Genomic DNA, 20,498 nt, shown 5'->3' on the forward strand with positions numbered 1-20,498 from the left:
ACCCGCGGCCGGAGCACCCGGGGCCGCAGGGCGCGGGCCCACGGGCCCCGGCCCGCTCCACGGGGCGTTGCGCAGGCCGGTCGCCCCCGTACGGCCCGGGACCGGGGCCCCACCCGCGTCCCGGCCCCGGTCCCGGAGCGCCGCGCCCGGGAGGCGCTACAGCCGCGACGCGTTCCGTTCGTAGACCAGGCGCAGGCCGACCAGGGTCAGCCAGGGCTCGTGCTCGTCGATGACGGTGCTCTCACCCAGGACCGTCGGCGCGAGTCCGCCGGTCGCGATGACGGTCACCTCGTCGGGGTCGTCGGAGAGCTCGCGGGCCATCCGGCGGACGACGCCGTCGACCTGGCCGGCGAAGCCGTAGATGATGCCGGACTGCATCGCCTCGACCGTGTTCTTGCCGATCACGCTCCGGGGCCGGGCCACCTCGATCTTGCGGAGCTGCGCACCGCGGACGCCGAGCGCCTCGACGGAGATCTCGATGCCGGGGGCGATGACGCCGCCGACGTACTCCCCGCGCGCGCTGACCGCGTCGAAGGTGGTGGCGGTGCCGAAGTCGACGACGACGGCCGGCCCCCCGTAGAGGTCGACGGCGGCGACCGCGTTGATGATGCGGTCCGCGCCGACTTCCTTGGGGTTGTCGGTGAGGATCGGCACGCCGGTCTTGACGCCCGGCTCGACCAGGACCGCGGGGACGTCGCCGTAGTAGCGGCGGGTCACCTCGCGGAGTTCGTGCAGGACGGAGGGGACGGTCGCGCAGATGGCGATGCCGTCGATGCCGTCGCCCAGTGCGTCGCCGAGCAGGGGGTGCGTGCCCATCAGGCCCTGGAGGAGGACGGCGAGCTCGTCGGCGGTGCGGCGCGCGTCCGTGGAGATCCGCCAGTGCTCGACGATGTCCTCGCCGTCGAACAGGCCCAGGGTGGTGTGCGTGTTGCCCACGTCGATCGTCAGCAGCATGGCCGGCCCCTACTCAGCCGCTCGCAGGTCCAGGCCGATGTCCAGGATCGGCGAGGAGTGGGTGAGGGCGCCCACGGCGAGGTAGTCGACCCCCGTGTCGGCGTACGCCCTGGCGTTGTCGAGGGTGAGCCGGCCGGACGCCTCCAGGGCGGCGCGGCCGGCGACGAGAGCCACCGCCTCCTCGCACTCGCCGGGGGTGAAGTTGTCCAGCAGGATCAGGTCGGCGCCCGCGTCCAGGACCTCGCGGAGCTGGTGCAGGGTGTCGACCTCGACCTCGATCGGCACCTCGGGGAAGCGTTCCCGGACGGCCTGGAAGGCCTGGGCGACACCACCCGCGGCGACCACGTGGTTGTCCTTGACCAGGGCGGCGTCGGAGAGCGACATGCGGTGGTTGACGCCGCCGCCGCAGCGCACGGCGAACTTCTCCAGGGAGCGCAGGCCCGGAGTGGTCTTGCGGGTGTCGCGGACCTCGGCCTTCGTTCCCTCCAGGACGTCCGCCCACGCGCGCGTGGCCGTCGCGACACCCGAGAGGCGGCACAGGAGGTTCAGGGCGCTGCGCTCCGCCGTGAGGAGGTCGCGGGTGCGGGTGGTGACGGAGAGGAGCTTGTCGCCGGCTTCCACCCGGTCTCCGTCCTCCACGTGCCGCTCGACCTCGAACTCCGCCGTGCAGACCACCGAGACGACCGCCTCGGCGACCCTGAGGCCCGCCACGACACCCGCCTCCCGCGCGGTGAAGTCGGCGGTGGCGACGGCGTCCTCGGGGATGGTCGCGACCGTCGTCACGTCCACGCCGTGGGCGAGGTCCTCCTGGAGGGCGACGTGGGCGATGTCCTCGACCTCCACCGGGTCCAGACCGGCGTCGGCCAGGAGCTGGGCGAGCGCGGGGTCGAGGCCGCACTCCAGGTAGGTCTCGTCGTAGCTCTCGTCGCCGTCCGCGCCGCAGGCGCAGCCGTCGCCGCAGCCGCCGGACGGGGCGAGGGGAAGGTCTGGTGTGGTCACTGCTGTCACTGCTCCTGAGGGGCCTGGGGCGGGAGGTTCGGGGCGTTCGGGGCGTCGGGGAGAGTCGGGGGGAAGTCCGTGGCGTCGGTGGTGTGCGCCGCCAGCGTGCGGTCCGGGTTCAGCCGTACGACGATGTGGCGGCGCCAGGCGGCGTCGTCGCGCTCGGGCCGGTCCTCGCGCCAGTGGCAGCCCCGGGTCTCCTCGCGCCGCAGCGCGGCGGCGACCAGGACGCGGGCGACGCACAGGAGGTTCGTCGCCTCCCAGGTGTCGACGCCGGGCTCGGCGGTCTTGCCCTGCTCGTCGAGGGCGTCACGGGCGTCGGCGTGCAGCCGCTGGAGCCCGTCGGCGGCCTGCTCGAGGGATGCGGCGGAGCGCAGGACCCCGGCTCCCCCGGTCATGATCCGCTGGATGGTGAAGCGGGCCTCCGCGGGAAGGAGGGGGTGCCCGGGGCGCTCGGCGTCCGGGAGGGGCTGCGGCGCACCTGCGCGGAGGGCGTTCCCGGTGCGGCTCGCGGCGATGTCGGCGGCGATGCGCTCCGCGTAGACCAGGCCCTCCAGGAGCGAGTTGGAGGCGAGCCGGTTGGCTCCGTGCACGCCGGTGCAGGCGACCTCCCCGCAGGCGTAGAGGCCGGGGACGGTGGTGCGGCCGTGGGAGTCGGTGCGGACCCCGCCGGAGGCGTAGTGGGCGGCGGGGGCGACCGGGACGGGCTCGGTGACCGGGTCGATGCCGTGGGCGCGGCAGGCGGCGAGGATCGTCGGGAAACGGTGCTCCCACATGTCGGCGCCGAAGTGCCGGGCGTCGAGGTACATGTGCTCGGCGTCCCGCTCCCGCATCCGGCGCATGATGCCCTTGGCGACGATGTCCCGCGGGGCGAGCTCGGCGAGCTCGTGCTGCCCCACCATGAAGCGCACGCCGTCGGCGTCGACCAGGTGGGCGCCCTCGCCGCGTACCGCCTCGGAGACCAGGGGCTGCTGGCCCTCCGCGTCCGGGCCGAGGAACAGGACGGTCGGGTGGAACTGCACGAACTCGAGGTCGCTGACCTCGGCACCCGCGCGCAGGGCCAGGGCCACCCCGTCGCCGGTCGAGACGGAGGGGTTCGTGGTCGCGCTGAAGACCTGCCCCATGCCGCCGGTGGCGAGCACCACCGCGGGAGCGTGCACGGCTCCCACGCCGTCGTGCTGGCCCTCCCCCATGACGTGCAGGGTCACGCCCGCGCTGCGCCCTTCGGCGTCGGTCAGCAGGTCAAGGACGAGCGCGTTCTCGATCGTGCGCAGTCCCGCCCGTCGCCCGTCGCCGCCCTTGCCCGAGAGCGTTTCGCGCTCCCCCCTCCTGACCGCCCGTACGGCCTCGACCAGGGCGCGGGAGATCTCCGCGCCGGTGGCGTCCCCGCCCGCGTGCGCGATGCGCCGGCGGTGGTGACCGCCCTCGCGGGTGAGTTCCAGGCTGCCCTCCTCGGACTCGTCGAAGTGGGCGCCGGTGGCGATGAGACGGCGTACGGCGTCGGGGCCCTCGGTGACGAGGAGGCGGACCGCCTCCTCGTCGCACAGGCCCGCCCCGGCGACCAGGGTGTCGTCCCGGTGCTGTTCGGGGGTGTCGCCCTCGCCGAGGGCCGCGGCGATGCCGCCCTGGGCCCAACGGGTGGAACCGTCGTCGAGCCGGGCCTTGGTCACGACGACCGTGGCCAGCCCGGCGGCCTCGCAGCGCAGCGCGGCGGTCAGTCCGGCCACGCCCGAGCCGACGACCACGACGTCCGCCTCGATGGACCACCCGGGCGCGGGGGCGTGCAGTCGTATGCCGGTGCTGGTCACGAGGAGGCTCCGAGGGTGCCGAAGGTCAGGGGGATGTTGTCGATCAGGCGGGTGGTGCCGACCCGGGCGGCCACGGCGAGGACGGCCTCGCCGGCGAAGCCGTCGCCGATCTCGGTGAAGTCCGAGGGGTCGACCAGAGCCAGGTAGTCCAGGGTGAGCGGCGGGGTGAGGCGGGCGGCCGCGTCGAGGATCTGGCGGGCGGCGGCGCGGACGGCGCCGGGGCCGCCGGCCGAGGCGACGGCGTGCGCGTCGGCCGCCGCGCGGGGCTCCCCGAGCGCGCTCAGCGCCTCGGCACGCGCACGCGTGGCGGGCACTTCGCGGGCCCGCGCGTGCAGCGCCTCCTGCGCGGCGTGCCGGTCCCGTCCGGCGAACAGGGCGCCGGACAGGGCGAGCGCGGTGCGCCGCTCCGGGGCGGAGAGGTAGCGGTTGCGGCTGGAGAGGGCCAGCCCGTCGGCCTCGCGGACGGTGGGGACACCGACGATGTCGACGCCGAAGTCCAGGTCGCGCACCATGCGACGGATCAGCGCGAGCTGCTGGGCGTCCTTCTGGCCGTACAGGGCGACGTCGGGACGGGTGAGGTGCAGCAGTTTGGCGACGACGGTGAGCATGCCGTCGAAGTGACCGGGGCGGGCGGCGCCCTCCAGACGTTCGCCCATGGGACCGGCGCTGACCCGGACCTGGGGCTCGCCGCCCGGATAGACCTCGTCGGCCGACGGGGCGAAGACCACGTCCGCGCCCGCCTGCCCGGCGAGCCCGAGGTCGGCGTCCAGGGTGCGCGGGTACCGGTCGAGGTCCTCGCCCTCGCCGAACTGCAGCGGGTTGACGAAGACGGTGACCACGACCTCGCCCGCGGGGCCCGCGAGGTCGCGCGCGGCGCGGATCAGGGTGGCGTGGCCCTCGTGCAGGGCGCCCATGGTCATCACGACGGCGCGGCGGCCCGTGCGCGTGCGTGCGTGCAGGTCGTCGGCGGTGCGCAGCAGGGTGGTGGTCATCGGGGGTTCCCTTCGCCGTCGCCGGTGGTGCCCGTTTCGCCGGTGGTGCCCGTCGTCCCGTCGGCGAGTACCTCGAGGAGGTCCTCGGCGAGTTCCGGCTTCAGCAGGCCGTGGGCGAGGGCGCGGTCGGCGGTCGCGCGGGCCATCGCCAGATAGCCGGCGACGGTCTGCGGGGCGTGCCGGCGCAGCTCGGTGACATGGGCGGAGACGGTGCCGGCGTCACCGCGCGCGACGGGGCCGGTGAGGGCCGCGTCGCCGGAGCGCAGGGCGTTGTCCAGGGCGGCGCCGAGCAGCGGGCCGAGCATCCGGTCGGGGGCCCCGACCCCGGCGGTGCGCAGCAGCTCCAGGGACTGGGCGACCAGGGTGACCAGATGGTTGGCGCCCAGGGCGAGGGCCGCGTGGTAGAGGGGGCGGTTCTGCTCGGCGATCCACTCCGGTTCGCCGCCCATCTCGATCACCAGGGCCTCGGCGGCCAACCGCAGTTCCTCCGGCGCGGTGACGCCGAAGGAGCATCCGGCGAGCCGCTGCACGTCGACGGGGGTGCCGGTGAACGTCATCGCCGGGTGCAGGGCCAGCGGCAGCGCGCCGGCCCGCAGGGCGGGGTCCAGCACCTTCGCGCCGTACCGGCCGGAGGTGTGCACGAGGAGCTGGCCCGGCCGTACCGCACCCGTCTCGGCGAGCCCGGCCACCAGCCCCGGCAGCGCGTCGTCCGGGACGGTCAGCAGCACCAGTTCGGCCCGCGCCAGCACCTCGGCGGGCGTGACCACCGGCACGTCGGGGAGCAGTTGCCCGGCGCGCCCTCGGGAGGCGGCGGACACGGCGGACACGGCCACCGGACGGTGTCCGGCGAGCCGCAGGGACGCGGCCAGGGCCGGGCCGACGCGCCCGGCGCCGACCACACCGACGCTGAGCCGCGCGGGGCGGTCCCTGGGATCCGGCTGTGGGCTTGTGTTCACGCGGCGACGGCCTTCCCGTTCCAGTCCGCTCGGGGTACCGGACGATTTCTCGTCATGTTAACGCGAAACGCGGGCGGCTCCCGGGCGCACACTTGTCCACGGTGCGTGTCCACAGGGTGTGGGTCCCGCAGGGAAAACCCGGGTGCCCGGACCCGCCCGTACGCGGGATGATCCCGGGCATGGGCGATACGGCGGAGAACCGCACCGCAGCACAGGACGGACGGCGGACCGGGCCGGGACCGGGACCTGGACCGGACCCGGACCCGGACCTGGACCTGGAGACAGACCGGGAACCGGGTCAAAAGCTCCGGGAGCGGCGGGTCGCCGCCTGGCGCAGCGCCCCGCGCGTGCTCGCGCGCCTCGGTTTCCTCGGGCCGCTCCGGGAGCGGCTGGCCCTGCTGGAGGCGGCGGGCAGCGTGTACGACCTGGACGAGACGGCCGACCTCTACGGCGGCGGCGTCGTCGAGGCGCTGGAGGAGCGGGTCGCCGGGCTCCTGGGCACCGAGGCCGCCGCGTTCTTCCCGACCGGGACGATGGCCCAGCAGGTGGCCCTGCGCTGCTGGGCGGGCCGCAGCGGCAGCCCCGTGGTCGCGCTGCACGGACTCAGCCACCCCGAGGTCCATGAACGGAACGCGTTCAGCCGGGTCGGCGGCCTGCGTCCGGTGCGGGTGACCAGCGAGCCCCGGATGCCGACCGCCGCCGAGGTGCGGGACTTCGACGAGCCCTTCGGCGCGCTGATGCTGGAACTTCCCCTCCGGGACGCCGGTTTCGTACTGCCCACCTGGGAGGAGCTGACCGAGGTGGTGGACGCCGCGCGGGAACGCGAGGCCGTGGTCCACTTCGACGGGGCCCGGCTGTGGGAGTGCACGACGCACTTCGGCCGTCCACTGGAGGAGATCGCCGCCCTGGCGGACAGCGTCTACGTGTCGTTCTACAAGTCCCTCGACGGCTTCGGCGGCGCGGCGCTCGCCGGTCCGGCGACGCTGACCGAGGAGGCGAAGGCCTGGCGGCACCGGTACGGCGGCAACGTCTTCCAGCAGTTCCCGACCGCGCTGTCGGCGCTGATCGGCCTGGAGCGAGAGCTGCCCCGGCTGCCCGAGTACGTCACCCACGCGCGCGTGGTGGCCGCCGCGCTGCGCGAGGGCCTGGAGGCGGGAGGGCTGCCCTGGTTCCGCGTCCACCCCGAGGTGCCGCACACCCACGACTTCCAGGTCTGGCTGCCGTACGACGCCGGTGTCGTCGCGGAGGCGGCGATCCGGGCGGCCGAGGAGACGGGGACCGTCCTGTTCGCCAACCACTGGGGCTCGAAGGGGCCGGGCCTGTCGTCCACGGAGGTGTACGTGCGGGCCGCGGCCCTGGAGTGGGCGGCCGACGACGTGCGGGCCGCGGCCTCGGACTTCGCACGACGACTGACGGCTGACGGCTGACGGCTGACGAAGCCGTGAGGGCGTGAGGGGCCGGGAACACGTCGTGGGGGCGTCGGCCCCCTTCACCGTCCCCGGCCGGACGCGGCCGGTCCGCGGACGACGGCGCCTCAGTCGAAGCGGATGTGCCGGACGCCGACACGCGCCTGCCGCAGCCGGGTCCGGAGCTGTCCCCCCTGGTGGGGGGACAGCTCCAGCCCGGCCAGTACGGCGATGCGGTCCGCCGTCTTCGGGACGGTCGTGTGGTCCGTCCACAGGTGCTCGGTGAACTCCGGCCCGGCGAGCCGCTCCAGACAGTGGTCGAGCCGGTCCACGGCCCAACTGTCCCGGCTCGGGTCCGCTTTCCTTCCGACGACGCGGCGCAGGAGGCGCCCGAGGCCGCGTTCACGCAGCCGCCTCAGCACCGTCTCCCGTTCGGCGAGGAGGGTGAAGTGGTGGACTTCGTGGCCGCGTTCGCGCAGCCGGCCGACGGTTTCGGCGAAACAGCGGGAGTCCGTGACCGTCATGGGCGCGATCACGACGCCGTCGTGCCGGGTCAGCGCGAGGTCGAGGACCTCGACGACACCCTGCCGCCAGGAGGACAGTTCCCGGAAGTCCCCCCGCAGTTCGGGCGGCAGCATGCGGCGCAGCCCGAATCCGGCGTGCTCCGGATCGCAGACGACACTGCCCGGGAGACGATGCCGCACCTCGTACGCGGTCTGCGTCTTGCCGCCCCCGAAGGGGCCGTTGATCCAGAGCAGCATGCGCAGACCCTACCGGCGCGGGGACTCCCGGTCAGCCCTGTGGGCAGGGTCAGTCCTGCCCGCCGGCCCGGACCAGTCCCGTCTCGTAGGCGAGGACCACCACCTGCACCCGGTCCCGCAGTCCCAGCTTGGTCAGGATGCGGCCCACGTGGGTCTTCACGGTCGCCTCCGACAGCACCAGGCGGGCCGCGATCTCACCGTTGGACAGGCCCTGCGCGACCAGCACCATGACCTCCCGTTCCCGCCCGGTGAGCCGCTCCAGTTCCTTGTGCCGGGGCTGCTCGGTGGTGCTCGGCAGCATGGGGGCGAAGCGGTCCAGGAGCCGGCGGGTGGTGGACGGGGCGACCACGGCGTCGCCGCTGTGCACCGCGCGGATCGCGGCGAGCAGTTCGCCGGGCGGCACGTCCTTGAGCATGAAGCCGCAGGCTCCCGCCTTCAGGCCGGAGAAGGCGTACTCGTCGAGGTCGAAGGTGGTCAGGATCAGCACCTTCGGCGGGTCGGTGTCCGCGCAGATCCGGCGGGTGGTCTCCACCCCGTCCAGCTTCGGCATCCGGACGTCCATGAGCACCACGTCGACGGCGGTGGACCGCAGCACCTGGAGGGCCTCCACGCCGTCGCCCGCCTCCGCCACGACCTCCATGTCCGGCTGGGCGTCGAGCACCATCCGGAACCCGGTGCGCAGCAGCACCTGGTCGTCGACGAGCATCACGCGGATCGCCATCGGGGCCTCTTCCGTCTCAGAAGGTGTTACAGGTGTCAATAAAGGGCGTGCGCAAGCGTTCAGGTGTCAGTGAACGGGTTTGAGGGGCAGCAGGACACTGATCCGGAATCCTCCGCCGGGCCGCGGACCCGCGTCCAGGGTGCCGCCGACCATACCGACCCGCTCGCGCATGCCGATCAGACCGTGGCCCTGGCCGTCGAACCCGCCCTCCTCGTACAGCTCGTGCGGGGCGCCCTTGCCGTCGTCCTCGACGAGCAGGCCGAGGCCGTCGTCGAAGTACACCAGGCGCACGCTGGCGCCCGTGTTGGGCCCCCCGTGCTTGCGGGTGTTGGTGAGCGCCTCCTGCACGATGCGGTACGCGGTGAGCTCGAGGCCGCTGGGCAGCGGGCGCGGGGTGCCCTCGATTTTGAAGTCCACCGGCAGTCCGGACCCCCGGCACTGCTCGACGAGGTCCTCGATCTGCCGCACGTCGGGCTGCGGTACGTACTCCCCGGCCTCCTGGTGCTCTCCGGTGCGCAGCACGCCGAGCAGGCGGCGCATCTCGGCCAGCGCCTGGCGGCCGGTGGAGGAGATCGTCTCCAGGGCCTTCTTCGCCTGGTCGGGGGCCGCGTCGAGGACGTAGGCGGCGCCGTCGGCCTGCACCACCATCACCGACACGTTGTGCGCGACCACGTCGTGCAGTTCGCGCGCGATGCGGGCGCGTTCGGCGGCGACCGCGACCTTCGCCTGTGCCTCGCGCTCCTTCTCGAGCCGCGCGGCGCGCTCCTCGAGCTGGGCGAAGTAGGCACGCCGGGTGCGTATGGAGTCACCGAGCACCCAGGCGAGGACGAAGGGCACGGTCTGGAATATCACCATGGCGATGTTGCCCGCCACGCTCACGTCGTCGAGCGGCCAGCGTGCCTGCGCGACCGGCGCCGCGCACAGACCGGCACCCAGCGCGAGACGGGACGCCCAGCGGGCCCCGACGGCCGCGACCGTGTAGGCGATCACCAGCATCGCGAAGTCGGCCGGCACCGGTGCCATGTCCAGGACCACCTGGAGGATGCCCACCGCGACGGCCAGGACCAGCATCCGCTCCGGCATCCGGCGGCGCAGCGCGACGACCAGCGACAGCAGCAGCATGACCGGCACGGCCACGGCCGTCGGAGCGGTCCCCTCGGCCTCCTCCACGGCCGGTCCGCTGACCACCGAAATCCCGAACAGGACGAGGGCCCAGAAGCCGTCGACCCATGCCGGGTGTCTGCGGAGAAAATCGTAGAGGCGCTGCACGTGACCCAGCGTAGGGAAGCCCCGTGCGTGCAGGGGTCAACCGGAGGGTCGATCCCCGGTCCGCACACGTACTCCGCAAGGTGGAGGCCCGGCACGACCTCACACGTAGCCTGGGCCGATGACGACGGCGACGACGGCGGGGGCGCACGGCGGCCCGCGCGGGTGGCGGGCGGCGACCCGGGCGGCTCTGTACGGGCCGGACGGCTTCTACCGCAGGCCGGAGGGCCCCGCCGGGCACTTCCGTACGTCGGTGCACGCCTCCCCGCTGTTCGCGGGGGCCGTGGCGCGTCTGCTGTGCCGGGTCGACGAGGCGCTGGGCCGGCCCGCGGTGCTCGATTTCGTGGACATGGCGGCGGGCCGGGGCGAACTCGCCGCCGGTGTGCTCGCCGCACTGCCCGCCGACGTGGCGGCACGCACGCGTCCGTACGCCGTCGAACTCGCCGGCCGTCCCGGCGGTCTCGACCGGCGGATCGAGTGGCGGGCCGAGCCACCGGAGCGGATCACGGGGCTGTTGTTCGCCAACGAGTGGCTGGACAACGTGCCGCTGGAGGTCGCCGAGGTCGGCCCGGCGGGCGTCTTGCACCTGGTCCTGGTGGCCGACGACGGAACGGAGCGGCTCGGACCGCCGGTCACGGGCCCGGAGGCGGAGTGGCTCGCCCGGTGGTGGCCGCTGACGGCCGAACGATCCGCGCGGGGCGGCGAGGAGGCCGTGGCGGTCGGGGAGGCCGGCCCGGAGGCCGCCGCCGAGGCCGCGAGCGGAGTGGGGCTGCGGGCGGAGATCGGACTGCCCCGGGACCTGGCCTGGGCGTCGGCGGTCGGGGTGCTGGCGCGCGGGCTCGCCGTCGCCGTGGACTACGCGCACACGGCGGACGCGCGCCCGCCGTTCGGGACGCTGACGGGATTCCGGGAGGGGCGGGAGACGGCACCCGTGCCGGACGGGTCGTGCGACATCACCGCGCACGTCGCCCTGGACGCCTGCGCGGCAGCCTGCGCGCTCCCCGGCGCACGCCTGATCCCGCAGCGGGCCGCCCTGCGCGCCCTGGGTCTCACCGGCTCGCGCCCACCGCTCGCCCTCGCGTCCACCGACCCCGCCGGCTACGTGCGGGCCCTGGCGGCCGCCTCGGAGGCCGCCGAACTCGTCGCGCCGGGCGGACTCGGCGACTTCGGGTGGCTGCTGCAGCCGGTCGGGGTCCCGGACGTGCTCGCGGCCCCGGGCCCCGTCTGACCCCCTGCGGCTCCCCGTTCCCACGCCCCGCTCCCCCGCTCGTCGACCACTCCTCGTCGACTCCTCGTCGCCTACTTGTCGATGTCCCCCACGACGAAGAACATCGACCCCAGGATCGCCACCATGTCCGAGACCAGCGTCCCCGGCAGCAGTTCGGTGAGCGCCTGGACGTTGTTGTAGGACGCCGAGCGCAGCTTCAGCCGGTACGGCGTCTTCTCGCCCTTGCTGACCAGGTAGTACCCGTTGATGCCGAGCGGGTTCTCGGTCCACGCGTACGTGTGCCCCTCGGGCGCCTTGAGCACCTTGGGGAGCCGCTGGTTGACGGGGCCGGGGGGCAGGTCGGCGAGCCGGTCGAGGCAGGCCTCGGCGAGGTCGAGGGCGTGGTACGTCTGCTCCAGGAGGCATTCGAAGCGGGCGAGGCAGTCACCCTCCTCACGGGTCACGACCTTCAGGACGTCCGCCAGCTCTCCGTAGGCGAGGTACGGCTCGTCGCGGCGCAGGTCGAGATCGACGCCGGAGGCACGGGCGATCGGCCCGCTCACGCCGTACGCGTGCACGGCCTTCGGCGACAGGACGCCGACACCGCGCGTGCGGCCGCGGAAGATCTCGTTGCCGAGCACCAGGTCGTCGAAGCGGTCCATGCGGGAGCGCACGTCGGCGACGGCGCCGCGCGCGCGTGTGGTCCATCCCGCCGGAAGGTCCTCCTTGAGGCCGCCCACGCGGTTGAACATGTAGTGCATGCGCCCGCCGGAGACCTCCTCCATCACGTGCTGGAGTTCCTCGCGCTCCGTGAAGGCGTAGAACATCGGGGTGATGCCGCCGAGTTCCAGCGGATAGGAGCCGAGGAACATCAGGTGGTTGAGCACCCGGTTCAGCTCCGCGAGCAGTGTGCGCAGCCACACCGCGCGCTCGGGGACCTCCATGCCGAGCATCCGCTCCACGGCGAGGACCACGCCCAGCTCGTTGGAGAACGCCGACAGCCAGTCGTGGCGGTTGGCCAGCATGATGATCTGCCGGTAGTCCCGCGCTTCGAACAGCTTCTCCGCGCCCCGGTGCATATAGCCGATCACGGGCTCCGCGCTGGTGATCAGTTCGCCGTCCAGAACCAGCTTCAGCCGCAGCACGCCGTGCGTGGACGGATGCTGGGGCCCGATGTTGAGCACCATGTCGGTGCTCTCCGCGGCGCCGCCGATGCCGACCATGGTCTCCGTCGTAGGAGTCATGAACACAGTCTCCCCTACGTACGCTGGGGCCATGGAGACGGGCAACCCGCACGACACGGGTACAGCGGGACCGCGACAGCCGGAACAGCCCGCCGAGGCGGCGACCACGGCCGCCGAGGCGGCGACCACGGCCGCCGAGGCGGTGACCGTCGGCGCGCCGGCGGCCCCCGGTGACGAGCCGCGGTGGATCGCGCTGCCGCCGGGGCTGCTGAAGGTGCGCCGACTGATGCTGGTGGTGTGGCTGGGACTGCTCACCCTGGCCGCCGGGCTGGTCCCGGGTCTGCTGGCCGGGCCCGGCTGGGCTGCCTTCGCCCTGCTGCCGCTGGCCGTGACGGTCTGGGGCTGGGTGATGCTGGAGCGCAACTGGCGTTCCTGGCGGTACGCCGAGCGCTCCGACGACCTGCTGATCAGCCGGGGCGTCCTGTGGCGTCAGGAGACGGTCGTGCCGTACGGGCGGATGCAGCTGGTCGAGGTCACGTCCGGACCCGTCGAACGGCACTTCGGACTGGCCAGCGTGCAGTTGCACACGGCGGCCGCGGCGACCGACGCCACCATCCCCGGCCTCGTCCCGGCCGAGGCCGAACGACTGCGCGACCGGCTCACGGAGCTGGGCGAGGCCCGATCGGCGGGGCTGTGACCGCCCAGGAGGCCCCCGGGGAGGTACGCGGGCGGCGGCCCGTGATCGAGCGCCGGCTGCACCCCGTCACACCGCTCAGGCGGGCGTGGGCGCCCGTCGCGGTCGTCATCGGGTGGGCGCTGCACGACCCGGACCAGGCGCAGCGCCAGCTGACCCGGCTGACGACGACCACCCTGCTCGTCGGTATCGGCGTCCTGATCCCGGCCGCCGCCCTCTACGGCTTCCTGACCTGGTGGTTCACCCACTTCGCGGTGACCGACAGCGAACTGCGCATCCGCACCGGTCTGCTCTTCCGGCGCACCGCGCACATCCGGCTGGAGCGGATCCAGGCCATCGACGTCACCCAGCCGCTGCTCGCGCGGGTCGCGGGCGTGTCGAAGCTCAAACTCGACGTCATCGGGACCGACAAGAAGGACGAGCTGGCCTTCCTGGGGGCCGACCACGCCCGCGCGCTGCGGGCCGAACTGCTCGCGCGAGCGGCCGGTTTCGCGCCCGAGACGGCGCACGAGGTGGGCGAGGCACCGTCCCGGCAGCTGTTGCGCGTGCCGCCCGGCGTCCTCGCCCTGTCCCTCGTGCTGACCGGCACGACCTGGGTGTGGCTGATCGTCGCCGCCGTCGTGCTGCCGCCGCTGTGGATGGTCACCGACAGCCTGTGGACGATCCTCGCCACCGCCGTGCCGCTGCTCGGCGCGGCGGGCGCGAGCAGCGTCGGCCGGTTCGTCTCCGAGTACGACTGGACGCTGGGCGAGTCGCCCGACGGGCTGCGCATCGACCACGGACTCCTCGACCGGGCCCACGAGACAGTGCCGCCGGGGCGGGTGCAGACCGTGCGGATCGTGGAGCCGCTGCTGTGGCGGCGCCGGGGCTGGGTACGGGTGGAACTCGATGTGGCGGGCTCGTCCAACTCCCTGCTGCTGCCGGTCGCCCCGCGCGAGATCGCCGAGTCCGTCGTCGCGCGGGTGCTGCCCGGCGTCGGGGTGCCGTCGCACGCGGAACTGTCCCGGCCGCCGCGGCGCGCGCGGTGGTGCGTGCCGGTGTGGTGGCGCGGCTACGGACTCGCCGTCACCGACACCGTGTTCACCGCCCGGCACGGCCGGCTGACCCGGACCGTCGCCCTGGTGCCGCACGCCAAGGTGCAGAGCGTACGGCTGGTCCAGGGGCCCTGGCAGCGCGCCAGGGGCCTCGCGGACGTCCATGTGGACACCGGGGCCAACAAGTCCGTGGTGGCCCGGCTCCGGGACACCGGCGAGGCGGCGGAGCTGCTGCGGGCCCAGGCCGAACGGTCCCGGACCGGCCGCCGGGACGCCCGCCCGGACCGGTGGATGGCCTGACCCGGCCACCGGGCGCTCGGAGGCCCGGCCCGGCCTTGCCCTGCCACGCGAACGGGGTCCCGCACGTCCTCCGTGCGGGACCCCGTTCGCGTGGCCACGTCGTGGTGCCGTGTGCTCTCGCCGCCCTCCGTCAGGAGACCGCGCTGCGCAGCCCCTTCGTGCCGGTCTCGGTCCGCGTCCCGGTTCCGGCCCCGGCCCCGGTCTCCCCGTCCGCGGTCTCCCCGTCCGCGGGCTCCGGCTCGTCGTGCGCCGTCAGGTCGATGACCCGGCCGGCGCCCCGCGCCTCGCCGGCCGGCCCGAACTCCGGCTCGTCCTGGGCCGTGCGGGAGGCCGGCGCCTCCTCCTCGGCCGCGTCGGCGTCGTCCTCCGCCTCCTTCTGCGTACCGAAGAAGTCGAAGGTGCCGTCGGACACCGGGCGCCGCACGGGCTCCGTCTGCGGTACCACCGCGACCGCGGTCGGCACGGTGAAGTGTCCGGAGGGCCTCCGCACGGAACTTCCGGGCGGGGCCGACGGGGCGGACTCCGCGGACTCGGCCGGCCGGCCCGACTGCTCGGGCGTGGTGCCGGTGTCCGGGCCGGGGGAGGCGGTCGCGCTCCCGTCCTCGGCGACCGCCTCGGGCCGCCCCTGGGCCTCGTCCTCCGGCGACTGCTCCGGCTTCCCCGCCGTGGTGGGCCCGGGGCCGTCGTCCTCGGGGGTGCTGCCGCTGCGGGTGCCACCGCTCCGGAGGGAGCCGGCGGTGTGACGGGGCCGGGTGTCGCCCTCGGCCGGTGCGGGACCGCCCTCGGCCAGGGGGCCGCCCCGGGGGGTGCCGGCGTCGGCCGGCACATCGCCGGCCGAGGTCTCCACGGCCTCCGTGGCGACCTCCCCGGCCGCGGCGCCGGCACCGGCGACGTCCCGCACGGGACGGTCGTCGCCGGCTCCGTCCGCGTCGCCCGCACCGTGGCCGGCGAGCCGTGCCAGTGCCTCGTCGGCCCGCAGGAACAGTGTGGCCCCCGCCTGCGAGAAGGCCCGGGAAGCCGTGGTCCGGCCGGCCTCCTCCTCACCGTCCGCGGTTGCCTCGGGCCCGGTCGTCGTCCCGCCCCCGGTTCCGGTCCCGCCCCCGGTCCTGGCCGCCGGCACGGTCGCCTTGTCGTCGGGCCCGCCACCGGTCCCGGCGGCCGACGGCCCCGCCGTCAACGCGCGGGCCGGAACCGCCGCCTCGATCTCGAGCACCCGGCGCTCCTCCAGGACGGTCGCCCGGTCGGTCTCCGCCGCGGCGTACCGCCTGAGCAGTGCCGCGTGCTCGTTGCGCAGTCCGGCGAGCTCCGCGCGCTTGGCGCGCAACCGCTGCTCCAGCTTGACGCGCAGCTCGCGCGACTCGTCGAGGTCGGACTCCAGTTCGGCGACCCGTTCCTCGAAACGCCACTCGTCACTGGCCCGCGCGCGCGTGAGTTCGGCGACCTGCTTGCCGGCCTGGGCGTCCCAGTGCCGCATCACGACCGCACCGAGGACCGCCGTGGCCGCCGCCGCGGCGGCCAGGAGGCGAAGCGTCATCGGTTGTGTGAACACCCAGGGAGCCAGGGCGCAGACGAGCGAGACGCCTGCGATCGCCGACGGGGGCAACATCCTGTGCAGGGGCGGGGAATGGCGGTGACGTCCACGTGACATGGCCAGAAACTTACCGCGCGTAGGCGAATGATGGAGCCCCGCCCCGTAAAAAAACAAAGCAGCACCGGGGCTTTCACAGGGCGTCAGGGAACTCCACCGAACCGTGAATAGACCCGCGCCGCAATTATCAAGATCATTTTCGGGCGGTAAGCCGCTTCCGGTACGCCCCGGGCCGCCTCCCGCACCGGCTGCCGGGCCCGCCCCGGCCCCGGCCCGCACCGCTCCTTCGGCACCCGCCGGTCCCCCTCCGGCTCCCGCCCGGAAAACCTGCTTCCGGGTGAGGAAGTCGCGCCCGGGGCGCATCCCGGGGCGCGTCCCGGGGCACATCCCGAGGCGCCCGAATCGCCCCGCCGCTTTCGCGGACGACCGGCGGGATCGCGATACACCCGCCGCCCGTCCCACCCTTGCCGGAAATACCGGACCACAGTCCGGGCCACGGCCCCGGGCTACGGCCCCGGGCTACGGCCCCGGGCTACGGACTCCCGGCTCCCGGCTCCCGGCTCCCGGCCACGGGCTCCCGACTCCCCGGCTCCCGATTCCCGGCCACGGACTCCGGGCTACGGACTCCGGACCCCGGGCTACGAGACCTCGGAGCCGGCCTCCGTCGGTGCCCCCTGGTCCAGGTACTCCCCCGCCCCGCCCAACGCCTACGCTGAACATATGAGCAACAGCAGCGGACACCTTCACGTCTCGGGCCTCCCCCACTGGGACCGCTGCGCGGTCATGGGCGTCGTGAACGTGACGCCCGACTCCTTCTCCGACGGTGGCCGCTGGTTCGACACGACGACCGCCGTCAAGCACGGCCTCGACCTGGTCGCCCAGGGTGCCGACCTGATCGATGTCGGCGGCGAGTCCACCCGCCCCGGTGCCACGCGTGTCGACGAGGCCGAGGAACTCAAACGCGTCATACCCGTGGTCCGGGGCCTCGCCTCCGAGGGCGTCACGATCTCCGTCGACACCATGCGCGCCTCCGTCGCGGAGCAGTCCCTCGCGGCGGGCGCCGCGCTCGTCAACGACGTGAGCGGCGGTCTCTCCGACCCCGGCATGATCCCCGTGGTCGCCGACGCCGGCGCCCCCTTCGTCGTCATGCACTGGCGCGGCCTGCTGGAGGGCGGCAACGTGCAGGGCACCTACGGCGACGTCGTCACCGAGGTCGTCGACGAACTCCGCGCCCGCGTGGACGCCGTGCTGGAGGGCGGCATCGCCCCCGGCCGCGTGATCGTCGACCCCGGGCTCGGCTTCTCCAAGGGCGCCGACCACGACCTCGCCCTCCTGGCCCGGCTCGACCGCCTCCGGGCGCTCGGCCACCCGCTGCTCGTCGCCGCGTCCCGCAAGAGGTTCCTCGGTCACGTCCTGGCCGGTCCCGACGGCGCGCCCCCGCCCGCCCGGGAACGCGACGCGGCCACCGCCGCCGTCTCCGCGCTCGCCGCCCAGGGCGGCGCCTGGGCGGTCCGCGTGCACGCGGTGCGCGCCACCGCGGACGCCGTACGCGTCGCCCGCGCCGTCGAACTGGCCCGCACCCCGGACGGCGCACCCCCCGTACCCGGCGCACACGGCGCAGCACACGGCTCAGAGGGAACCCGTTGAGCGCCCCGCACACCGATGTCGAGCAGGTCGAAGCCACCAACGCCGCCTTCTACGAGGCGCTCGAGCAGGGTGACTTCGAAGAGGTCGCGTCGCTCTGGCTGACCCCGGCCGACCTGGGCATCGACGAGACCTACCACGACCCGGCGGACGCCGGAGTGATCTCCTGCGTGCACCCCGGCTGGCCGGTGCTCACGGGACGCGGCGAGGTGCTCCGGTCGTACGCCCTGATCATGGCGAACACCGACTACATCCAGTTCTTCCTCACCGACGTGCACGTCTCCGTCACCGGCGACACCGCCGTCGTGACCTGCACCGAGAACATCCTCAGCGGCGGCCCCGCCCCGAAGGCCGGCGAGGAACTCGGCCCCCTGCTGGGCCAGCTGGTCGTCGCCACCAACATCTACCGGCGCACTCCCGGGGGCTGGAAGCTCTGGTCCCACCACGCCTCTCCCGTCCTCGCCGAGAACGACGAGACCGACGACTCCGAAACCCCCGACGACACCGGGGCCCCCTCCTGAGCGAACGGGCCGGCCGCGGCCCCCGTCCTCTTCTCCCGTCCCCGGAGGGCGATTGGCATCACCCCCGTGCGGGTAGGGGCCGCTACCCGTCCGTGAGCCCCGGGCCTTCCCGGGGGAAACGCACGGTGAAACCTCCCGGCCCGGACCGACCCGCCCGCCTCGGGACCCGCCCGGACGGCACCCGCGGGTAGATTCGACCGGGACAGGGGTGCCGTCCGCACACGGCACCGACCGGCCGGACCGACGACTGACAGGAGTGGATTCGTGTGGATCGTGTCGCGCTGCACGGCCTGAAGGCCCGTGGGCACCACGGTGTGTTCCCCAAGGAACGCGAGGAAGGCCAGACCTTCATCGTGGACCTGGTCCTCGGCCTGGACACCCGGCCGGCCGCGACCGACGACGACCTGACGAAGACCGTGCACTACGGCATCGTGGCGGAGGAGGTCGTGGCGGTCGTCCAGGGCGAGCCCGTCAACCTCATCGAGACGCTCGCCGAACGCATCGCACAGGTCTGCCTCAAGCACGACGTGGTCCAGGAGGTCGAGGTCCGCGTCCACAAGCCGGACGCTCCGATCACCGTGCCTTTCGACGACGTGACCATCACCATCATCCGGAGCCGCGCATGACCAGGCCGTCCACCCCGGGCCACACCGACCCGACCGTCCAGCCCGTCCCCGCCTCCGTGGTCGAGCAGGTCGACGCCGCCGACACCACCCTGCACAACCCGAAGCGGGCCGTCGTCTCCCTGGGCGCCAACCTCGGCAACCGGCTGGAAACCCTCCAGGGGGCCGTCGACGCTCTCGAGGACACCCCCGGCGTCCGGGTCAAGGCGGTCTCGCCCGTGTACGAGACGGAGCCGTGGGGAGTCGAGCCCGGCAGCCAGCCCTCGTACTTCAACGCGGTCGTGGTCCTCAGGACCACCCTGCCCCCGTCCTCCCTGCTGGAGCGGGCCCACGCGGTCGAGGAGGCCTTCCACCGGGTGCGGGACGAGCACTGGGGCCCGCGCACCCTGGACGTGGACATCGTCTCCTACGCGGACCTCCTCTCCGACGACCCGCAGCTGACCCTCCCCCACCCCCGCGCCCACGAACGCGCCTTCGTGCTGGCCCCGTGGCACGACGTCGACCCGGAGGCCGAACTCCCCGGACGCGGCCCCGTCGCCACCCTGCTCGCCGCGGTCACCCACGAGGGCGTCACCTCCCGCAGCGACCTGGAACTCCGGCTGCCCGAGTAGCCGTTAAGGTCGACAGGACCGCACACCCGGGCACCGGGGGAACCGAAGGGACACCGTGAGAGAGCTGCGCATCAGGGTGCTGGCCGGCGTCTTCGTCGTGGCCGGGATCCTGTCCTGGGCCGGCGCCCGCCTCTGGAACTCCCTCGGCACCCTGCCGAGCGTCCCGCTGGCGGCGCCCGTCGTCCTCGCCCTGATCGCCGTGGTCCTCACGGCCACGGCGCTCTCCCTGCGCGCCCGTCTCAAGGACCAGCGCGAGCGCCGCCCCGACGCCAAGGGCGTCGACCCGATGATGGCGGCCCGCGCGGTCGTCTTCGGCCAGGCCAGTGCCCTGGTCGCCGCCCTCGTCGCCGGGATGTACGGCGGCACGGGCGTCTTCCTCCTGGAGTCCCTCGACATCCCCGCCCGCCGCGACCAGGCCTTCTACGCCGGTTTCTCGGTCCTGGCGGGAGTCGCCGTCATAGGGGCGGCCCTCTTCCTGGAGCGCGTCTGCAAGCTCCCGGAGGACGACGACGACCACAACGGCAGGGGCACCGCCCCGGCCGCCTGACGCCCGCTCAGCGCGCTCTCAGCGCGCCATGATGAGGCTCATCGCCTCGTTGCGCGTCGCCGCGTCCCGCAGCTGCCCGCGCACGGCCGACGTGAGGGTCTTCGCGCCGGGCTTGCGGATGCCCCGCATCGACATGCACATGTGCTCGCACTCGATCACCACGATCACCCCGCGCGGCTCCAGGATCTCCATCAGGGACTCCGCGATCTGGGTGGTGAGTCGTTCCTGCACCTGCGGGCGCCGGGCGTAGACGTCCACGAGCCGGGCCAGCTTGGACAGCCCCGTGATCTTTCCGCTGGTGGCCGGGATGTAACCGACATGGGCCACCCCGCGGAACGGCACCAGATGGTGCTCACAGGTGGAGTACACCTCGATGTCCTTCACGAGCACCATCTCGTCGTGGCCGAGGTCGAAGGTCGTGGTCAGCACGTCCTCGGCCTTCTGCCGCAGGCCCGCGAACATCTCCTGGTACGCCCGTGCCACCCGGCCCGGCGTCTCCCGCAGGCCCTCCCGGTCCGGGTCCTCGCCGACCGCGATCAGCAGTTCGCGGACGGCGTTCTCGGCTCGTTTCTCGTCGAACTCGCCGATCGTGGCCTCGCCGTCCAGCGTCACCGGGTCGGTCATGGGGTGCCTCGTTCCTGTGCCTGCGCGCGTGTCGGACCTGATGCACGCGCTCTCCACT

At 74.0% G+C, this 20,498-nt stretch carries 20 protein-coding genes; 9 read left to right on the plus strand and 11 right to left on the minus strand.

Going from position 1 to position 20,498, the window contains the following annotated elements:
* Nucleotides 1-156: 156 nt before the first annotated feature.
* The 5 genes from ORI94_RS30920 to ORI94_RS30940 are packed head-to-tail and all read right to left on the minus strand — an operon-like array spanning nt 157 to nt 5,709.
* Nucleotides 157-954: a type III pantothenate kinase gene (locus ORI94_RS30920; RefSeq protein ID WP_266081704.1), complete on the minus strand. Its 798-nt coding sequence runs from the start codon at nt 952-954 to the stop codon at nt 157-159.
* 9 nt (nt 955-963) lie between these two features.
* Nucleotides 964-1,953 (minus strand): carboxylating nicotinate-nucleotide diphosphorylase, encoded by a 990-nt coding sequence (gene nadC, locus ORI94_RS30925; protein WP_266081706.1) that lies wholly within the window; start codon nt 1,951-1,953, stop codon nt 964-966.
* A gap of 5 nt (nt 1,954-1,958) precedes the next feature.
* Nucleotides 1,959-3,761 (minus strand): L-aspartate oxidase, encoded by a 1,803-nt coding sequence (locus tag ORI94_RS30930; RefSeq protein ID WP_266081708.1) that lies wholly within the window; start codon nt 3,759-3,761, stop codon nt 1,959-1,961.
* On the minus strand, nt 3,758-4,753 hold the full coding sequence (panC, locus tag ORI94_RS30935; protein ID WP_266081710.1) for a pantoate--beta-alanine ligase: 996 nt from the start codon (nt 4,751-4,753) through the stop codon (nt 3,758-3,760). The genes ORI94_RS30930 and panC overlap by 4 nt, the downstream gene beginning before the upstream one ends.
* Entirely contained in the window at nt 4,750-5,709 is a 960-nt protein-coding gene (locus tag ORI94_RS30940; protein WP_266081711.1) for a Rossmann-like and DUF2520 domain-containing protein, read from the minus strand. Before ORI94_RS30940 ends, panC begins: the two co-directional genes overlap by 4 nt.
* 179 nt (nt 5,710-5,888) lie before the next feature.
* Here ORI94_RS30940 and ORI94_RS30945 point away from each other — a divergent pair, with 179 nt between their 5' ends.
* A complete protein-coding gene (locus ORI94_RS30945) occupies nt 5,889-7,136 on the plus strand; it encodes a threonine aldolase family protein (protein WP_266081713.1) in 1,248 nt (415 codons plus the stop codon).
* A 107-nt stretch (nt 7,137-7,243) separates the two neighbouring features.
* On the opposite strand, the gene ORI94_RS30950 is transcribed toward ORI94_RS30945, so the two are convergent.
* The 3 genes from ORI94_RS30950 to ORI94_RS30960 form a co-directional block, all read right to left on the minus strand.
* Nucleotides 7,244-7,876 carry an AAA family ATPase gene (locus tag ORI94_RS30950; RefSeq protein WP_266081715.1) on the minus strand — a complete coding sequence of 211 codons (633 nt, stop codon included), beginning with the start codon at nt 7,874-7,876 and terminating at the stop codon, nt 7,244-7,246.
* Between the two features lie 49 nt (nt 7,877-7,925).
* Complete coding sequence (locus ORI94_RS30955; protein ID WP_266081717.1) at nt 7,926-8,597, minus strand: response regulator transcription factor; 672 nt, start codon at nt 8,595-8,597, stop codon at nt 7,926-7,928.
* Nucleotides 8,598-8,663: 66 nt separating this feature from the next.
* Entirely contained in the window at nt 8,664-9,866 is a 1,203-nt protein-coding gene (locus ORI94_RS30960; protein ID WP_266081719.1) for a sensor histidine kinase, read from the minus strand.
* A 118-nt stretch (nt 9,867-9,984) separates the two neighbouring features.
* Here ORI94_RS30960 and ORI94_RS30965 point away from each other — a divergent pair, with 118 nt between their 5' ends.
* Nucleotides 9,985-11,091, plus strand: coding sequence for an SAM-dependent methyltransferase (locus tag ORI94_RS30965; RefSeq protein WP_266081721.1), 1,107 nt, complete (start codon nt 9,985-9,987; stop codon nt 11,089-11,091).
* Between the two features lie 71 nt (nt 11,092-11,162).
* Here ORI94_RS30965 and ORI94_RS30970 read toward each other — a convergent pair whose 3' ends face one another.
* Entirely contained in the window at nt 11,163-12,314 is a 1,152-nt protein-coding gene (locus ORI94_RS30970; protein ID WP_266081723.1) for an NADH-quinone oxidoreductase subunit D, read from the minus strand.
* A gap of 31 nt (nt 12,315-12,345) precedes the next feature.
* On the opposite strand from ORI94_RS30970, the gene ORI94_RS30975 reads away from it, so the two are divergent.
* The gene (locus tag ORI94_RS30975) at nt 12,346-12,951 is read left to right on the plus strand and encodes a PH domain-containing protein (RefSeq protein WP_266081725.1); all 606 of its coding nucleotides are present in this window, start codon (nt 12,346-12,348) and stop codon (nt 12,949-12,951) included.
* Complete coding sequence (locus ORI94_RS30980) at nt 12,948-14,282, plus strand: PH domain-containing protein (protein WP_266081727.1); 1,335 nt, start codon at nt 12,948-12,950, stop codon at nt 14,280-14,282. Before ORI94_RS30975 ends, ORI94_RS30980 begins: the two co-directional genes overlap by 4 nt.
* 130 nt (nt 14,283-14,412) lie before the next feature.
* Here the strand turns inward: ORI94_RS30980 and ORI94_RS30985 are convergent, their stop codons facing one another.
* Nucleotides 14,413-15,930: a hypothetical protein gene (locus ORI94_RS30985; RefSeq protein WP_266081729.1), complete on the minus strand. Its 1,518-nt coding sequence runs from the start codon at nt 15,928-15,930 to the stop codon at nt 14,413-14,415.
* A gap of 660 nt (nt 15,931-16,590) precedes the next feature.
* Here ORI94_RS30985 and folP point away from each other — a divergent pair.
* The 5 genes from folP (at nt 16,591) to ORI94_RS31010 (ending at nt 19,816) form a co-directional block, all read left to right on the plus strand.
* Nucleotides 16,591-17,517, plus strand: coding sequence for a dihydropteroate synthase (folP, locus tag ORI94_RS30990; protein WP_266081731.1), 927 nt, complete (start codon nt 16,591-16,593; stop codon nt 17,515-17,517).
* On the plus strand, nt 17,514-18,035 hold the full coding sequence (locus ORI94_RS30995) for a nuclear transport factor 2 family protein (protein WP_266081734.1): 522 nt from the start codon (nt 17,514-17,516) through the stop codon (nt 18,033-18,035). The genes folP and ORI94_RS30995 overlap by 4 nt, the downstream gene beginning before the upstream one ends.
* A 266-nt stretch (nt 18,036-18,301) precedes the next feature.
* Entirely contained in the window at nt 18,302-18,661 is a 360-nt protein-coding gene (folB, locus tag ORI94_RS31000) for a dihydroneopterin aldolase (RefSeq protein WP_266081736.1), read from the plus strand.
* Nucleotides 18,658-19,269, plus strand: a complete 612-nt coding sequence (folK, locus tag ORI94_RS31005) for a 2-amino-4-hydroxy-6-hydroxymethyldihydropteridine diphosphokinase (RefSeq protein ID WP_266081738.1) — start codon at nt 18,658-18,660, stop codon at nt 19,267-19,269. Before folB ends, folK begins: the two co-directional genes overlap by 4 nt.
* A 55-nt stretch (nt 19,270-19,324) precedes the next feature.
* Entirely contained in the window at nt 19,325-19,816 is a 492-nt protein-coding gene (locus ORI94_RS31010; protein WP_266081741.1) for a DUF3180 domain-containing protein, read from the plus strand.
* A gap of 18 nt (nt 19,817-19,834) precedes the next feature.
* On the opposite strand, the gene folE is transcribed toward ORI94_RS31010, so the two are convergent.
* Entirely contained in the window at nt 19,835-20,440 is a 606-nt protein-coding gene (folE, locus tag ORI94_RS31015) for a GTP cyclohydrolase I FolE (RefSeq protein WP_266081743.1), read from the minus strand.
* Between the last annotated feature and the right edge of the window lie 58 nt (nt 20,441-20,498).

Origin of the sequence: Streptomyces sp. NEAU-W12 (assembly GCF_026242095.1) — a bacterium.
Taxonomy (GTDB): Bacteria; Actinomycetota; Actinomycetes; order Streptomycetales; family Streptomycetaceae; genus Streptomyces.

Coding starts and splice junctions, on each gene's coding strand:
- ORI94_RS30920 (WP_266081704.1), bottom strand. CDS start 954: ATGCTGCTGACGATCGACGTGGGCAACACGCACACCACCCTGGGCCTG.
- panC (WP_266081710.1), bottom strand. CDS start 4,753: ATGACCACCACCCTGCTGCGCACCGCCGACGACCTGCACGCACGCACG.
- ORI94_RS30945 (WP_266081713.1), top strand. CDS start 5,889: ATGGGCGATACGGCGGAGAACCGCACCGCAGCACAGGACGGACGGCGG.
- ORI94_RS30950 (WP_266081715.1), bottom strand. CDS start 7,876: ATGCTGCTCTGGATCAACGGCCCCTTCGGGGGCGGCAAGACGCAGACC.
- ORI94_RS30955 (WP_266081717.1), bottom strand. CDS start 8,597: ATGGCGATCCGCGTGATGCTCGTCGACGACCAGGTGCTGCTGCGCACC.
- ORI94_RS30965 (WP_266081721.1), top strand. CDS start 9,985: ATGACGACGGCGACGACGGCGGGGGCGCACGGCGGCCCGCGCGGGTGG.
- ORI94_RS30970 (WP_266081723.1), bottom strand. CDS start 12,314: ATGACTCCTACGACGGAGACCATGGTCGGCATCGGCGGCGCCGCGGAG.
- ORI94_RS30975 (WP_266081725.1), top strand. CDS start 12,346: ATGGAGACGGGCAACCCGCACGACACGGGTACAGCGGGACCGCGACAG.
- ORI94_RS30985 (WP_266081729.1), bottom strand. CDS start 15,930: ATGTCACGTGGACGTCACCGCCATTCCCCGCCCCTGCACAGGATGTTG.
- folP (WP_266081731.1), top strand. CDS start 16,591: ATGAGCAACAGCAGCGGACACCTTCACGTCTCGGGCCTCCCCCACTGG.
- folK (WP_266081738.1), top strand. CDS start 18,658: ATGACCAGGCCGTCCACCCCGGGCCACACCGACCCGACCGTCCAGCCC.
- folE (WP_266081743.1), bottom strand. CDS start 20,440: ATGACCGACCCGGTGACGCTGGACGGCGAGGCCACGATCGGCGAGTTC.